At 60.4% G+C, this 4,356-nt stretch carries 4 protein-coding genes; all 4 read left to right on the top strand.

The genetic code is table 11. From position 1 onward, the window contains the following. On the top strand, positions 1–876 hold an 876-nt coding region (locus ACH2EH_RS12985; RefSeq protein WP_395142305.1), incomplete at its 5' end, for a CotH kinase family protein. Position 877: 1 nt separating this feature from the next. Next, on the top strand, positions 878–1,522 hold the full coding sequence (locus ACH2EH_RS12980; protein WP_395142303.1) for a polyphosphate polymerase domain-containing protein: 645 nt from the start codon (positions 878–880) through the stop codon (positions 1,520–1,522). A 62-nt stretch (positions 1,523–1,584) separates the two neighbouring features. After that, positions 1,585–3,261 carry an ABC transporter ATP-binding protein gene (locus tag ACH2EH_RS12975; RefSeq protein WP_395142301.1) on the top strand — a complete coding sequence of 559 codons (1,677 nt, stop codon included), beginning with the start codon at positions 1,585–1,587 and terminating at the stop codon, positions 3,259–3,261. A gap of 84 nt (positions 3,262–3,345) precedes the next feature. Beyond that, positions 3,346–4,059: a choice-of-anchor J domain-containing protein gene (locus ACH2EH_RS12970; RefSeq protein WP_395142299.1), complete on the top strand. Its 714-nt coding sequence runs from the start codon at positions 3,346–3,348 to the stop codon at positions 4,057–4,059. The last annotated feature ends 297 nt before the right edge of the window (positions 4,060–4,356 follow it).

Raw genomic sequence — 4,356 nt, 5'->3', positions numbered from 1 at the left:
ATGGGCCATAACTTCTATCTGTGGCTCAATCCTAAAACCAATAAATTCGTCTACCTGCCGTGGGACTTAAACATGGCGTTTGGCGGCTTCCCTATCGGCGACCCGATTCACCTATCGGTGAAGAAGCCCTACAACGGCGAGAGCAAGCTCACGGATCGTTTTCTGGCAATCCCCGCGTTCCGAGCGGCGTACGACAAGTCTTGTCGTGAGGGTGCCAAGATCATGACGGAGCTAGATGCCCTGCATGACTCGGTTGCTTCGGCGGCCAAGCCCATCATGGCATTGGATCCCAAAGACGCAGGCGGCGGCTTTCCTGGTGGCCCCGGCGGGGGGCCGGGAAGAGGCGGCGGGTTTGGTGGTACCAATGACCTCAAAGCCTTCTTTGCACAGCGCTCCGCCTCGGTGATCGCTCAGCTAGAGGGTAAAGAAGAGGGCGTGGTTCCCCAAGGCGGCGGACCCGGTGGCGGCGGGCCAGGAGGTCCTGGTGGCTTCGATATAACCGCGATGCTGGGGACGAGCTTTTTGCAGCTCACCGGCGCAGGCGAAGCGCCGACGCTCACTGCCTTCAACGATGCCTGGAAAAAAGGCGCGGCCTTCTGCGATAAAAATAAAGACGGCAAGCTGACCCAGGAGGAGCTGACGGCAGGGGTGGGCGCGGTGCTAGGCGGTGGTTTCGGGCCGGGACAGTTCCTCGGGCCACAGATATGGAGCGCTCTCAAAGCCAAAGAGAGTATCCCTGTCGCAACTTTCACCGCCACGATGGTGCAGTGGGGCGCGAGCTGGGATAGCAACAAAGACGGTAAGCTGGATGTCCCTGAGGTGGGTACTGGCTTGATAAAGATCCTCCCGCCACCAGACTTTGGTGGGGGGTTTTAGGATGGATGTGGATGGAGAGGTAGTTCGCGCGGGTTTTGAGCGCAAGTACCTGGTTCCCGAGAGTGCCGCCGCCGCCCTCCTGAGCGCCGTCCGGATGCTGCTCCCTCCTGATCCCTACGGAGGGCGCTACGAAGTCGCAAGTCTCTATCTCGACACCCCTGACCTTGCCTCCTACCGGCGCGAGGTGCAAGGCAAGTGGCGGCTACGGCGCTACAGCACCACGGAGACCGTCTTTGCGGAGTTCAAGGCCAAGCCCGAGCCCGGCAAGGTGCACAAGCGCCGCAGTGCTCTATCTCTGGAGCAGCTCCCCGAGAGCCTTCCTGCCTGGTTTCAGAAAGCGATCCACAAACAAAGCCTCTCTCCGACACGCCTGGTGACCTATACGCGGGATGCCTTTGTGGGAGAGCTAGGCGGCGAAGAGGTTCGCCTCACGCTGGACCATCAGGTTCAGGCGAGCACACAACAGAGCCTTCAGTTTCCCCTGTTTGATGGGAGCCAGGGAGTAGGCTTCCCCCTCACCGAGGGGCGCATTCTGGAGATCAAGTACGAGCACGCTCTGCCTGAGGAGCTGGAGAAACTCACTAGGGAGCTGGGCCTACTCCCCGAGTCGTTCTCCAAGTACCGGACGGCTATTGAGAAGGCATAGGCTGCCCCACGTTTGATCCGCCCACACGAACGTGGACGGTCAAAGAGAGTTATAATGCCACTATGACCGAAGTTCTGCGGCTGGCACGTCGCTTCTGGCCGCAGCTTCTGCTTCTGTTGCTTCTGGAGCTTCTTGGAGCAGGGCTGGCAGTGCTCGCGCCGATTCCCCTTCAGACAGCGCTGGATGTCTTACTACAAAAACGTGCGATGCCGAGCTGGCTGGAGCCGTTCTCGGGCAGTGCGCTCCCGGCACTCTGCGCGGCGAGCCTACTTGTCACGCTACTCGCACAGGGACAAGGGCTAGCCAGTGCGCTGCTTTCTACAGGGCTTGGACAGCGGCTGATTCGCGATCTACGGGCACGGCTCTTTGCAGCGGCGCAGCGGCTCTCGCTGGCGCGGCATATCGAGCGGGGCACAACCGACACACTCTATCGCATTCAATCCGATGCCCAGTCTATTGAGTGGTTTTTATTGGACGGTGCGCTTCCCGTTCTCACCGCAATCACGACACTGGCACTCATGCTGACCGCACTTTTCCGCCTAGACACTGCCCTTGGCTGGGTGGGCGCGGCGCTGGCCCCTCCCCTCTTGCTGGCCGCCCGTGCCACCCGACCCGGCCTGAAAGCGGCGTCGCGCGATGCCAAGCAAAAAGAGAGCGAGGCGCTCGGCATTGTGCAAGCCACACTCGGTGCACTGACCAGCGTGAAGGCGTTTGGAATCGAGGACGCGCAAACGCAGCGCTTCGCCGAGGCGTCGGAGAAGGCAGTCAAAGTGCGCCTTCGGATCGCGCTGCTCGACGGGCTCTTTGGAATGGGAATCCAGACTCTGACGGCGCTCGGAACGGCGGCGGCGCTCTACATCGGCGTGGCGGCGGCGCAGCGTGGGGCGCTCACGGTGGGGCAAGTGCTACTCGGTCTGCACTATCTCAACCAGGTCTACAGCCCCCTCAAGACACTCGGCAAGAAGTGGGCGAGCCTGCAGAATCAAATGGCCGGGCTGGAGCGCGCCACCACGTTACTGACCGAGCCCGCCGAGGTGCCGACACACCCCAACCCCACGCCGCTCCCTCAGCCCGTGCGCGGCGAGCTTCGCTTTGAGAATATCGCCTTTGGCTACGACCCGCGCCGCCCGGTGCTGGAGAACGTGAGCTTCACGGTCGCACCTGGCGAGCGCATCGGGATCGTCGGGGAGACGGGCAGTGGCAAGTCCACGCTGCTCTCACTCCTGATGCGCCTCTACTCTCCCACAGCGGGCGAGATCTATCTGGATGGCGTCAAGATTACGGATCTCAAGCTCACCGAGCTACGCACCCAGCTTGCCGTGGTCTTTCAAGAAACGGTGCTGCTTCCGGGGACGCTCGCCGAGAATATCGCCGTGGGAAAGCCGGGTGCGACGCTTGCCGAAATAGAGTCAGCCGCCAAAGCCGCCCAGCTCCATGAGGCCGTAGGGCGCTTCCCCGATGGCTACCAGAGCAAAGTGGGTGAGCGCGGCGCGGCCCTCTCCGGCGGCGAGCGCCAGCGCGTCGGTTTAGCCCGTGCTTTCCTACGCGATGCCCCGATCCTGCTACTCGATGAGCCGACGAGTGCGCTTGACGCCACCACCGAAACCGAAGTTCTCAGTGCGATGGAGCGCCTGATGGAGGGCCGCACCGTCTTGCTCGTCACTCACCGCGAGAGCGCCCTGCGCGGGATGCATCGGGTCTTAATACTTCAGGAGAAAGAACTCAGTCTGCGTCCTTGACAGAGGATATAAATACTGTTATTAATATCAGGGCTATATCAAAACAAAAAATAACACATAGACTTGTGTTCCAAGGAAAACAACATGCAACTGTCTCGCTACTCGTCACTACTCGCCCTCGGGCTACTCTCTCTTGCCGCGCTTCCGAAAGCCACGCAAGCCCAGATCCTCAGTGAGGACTTCAACACGGTGCTTCCTGCGGGCTGGATCAACACCAACAACAGTACCACTCAGGGCACAAACCCCACCTGGTTTCAGGGAAACCCTGGCGTCTTTAATGCACATCAGGGAGCAACCAATGCCTATGCAGCAGCAAACTTCAACGCAACCACAGGGAACAATACGATCAGTCTTTGGATGATCACTCCCTCGTTTACGGTGAGCAATGGCGACTCTCTCTCTTTCTTCACCAGAACAGTAACTACCCCCAGTTTCGCGGATCGGCTGCAAGTGCGCTTCAACCCGCTCAATACGACCAATGTTGGAGCCACCGATACCAGTGTCGGAGACTTTACGACTCTCATGGTAACGGTTAACCCGACTCTGACGCTTGCGGGCTACCCCAACGACTGGACAAACTTCGCCGCTGCCTTCACGGGCCTCGCAGGGCCGACCACCGGGCGGCTGGCCTTCCGCTACTTTGTCACCAGTGGCGGCCCAAGCGGAGCGAACTCGGACTATATCGGAGTAGATACCCTGCGTATTACGGCATCTTCCTCAGCCCCGGAGCCAGGGACGCTGGCATTGCTCGCTCTGGGGAGTGTGGCTGTGCTTGCTGTGCGCAAGAGACGACACTAGCTCACGATAGTTCAGGGAAGAACAAAGAGGTTCTTTCCTGATTTCCGTAAGCCGCGCGCAATGGGCTATGTCTCACGAAGAAACGCTCGCGGTGGCACCACTCACCACCGCACTCTGATGCGAAGCTTCGCTCCCGAGCCGAGTTTGCGCTGAAGAACCAGCAGAGCCGGAGAGCCTAGCCCAGCGCGAGCCGGGCAAGCACAAACAGCAAGAGGGCACCCCCTGCCACCACCATCAGACCCACGGTGCGGATGCGCTTGAGATAAAAAAGCAACCCGAGGCCCGTGAGGGAGATCA

Origin of the sequence: Armatimonas sp. (assembly GCF_043760365.1) — a bacterium.
Taxonomy (GTDB): Bacteria; Armatimonadota; Armatimonadia; order Armatimonadales; family Armatimonadaceae; genus Armatimonas.
The sequence above is the reverse complement of the archived record's forward strand: the minus strand, read 5'-3'. Positions and strand labels throughout refer to the sequence as shown.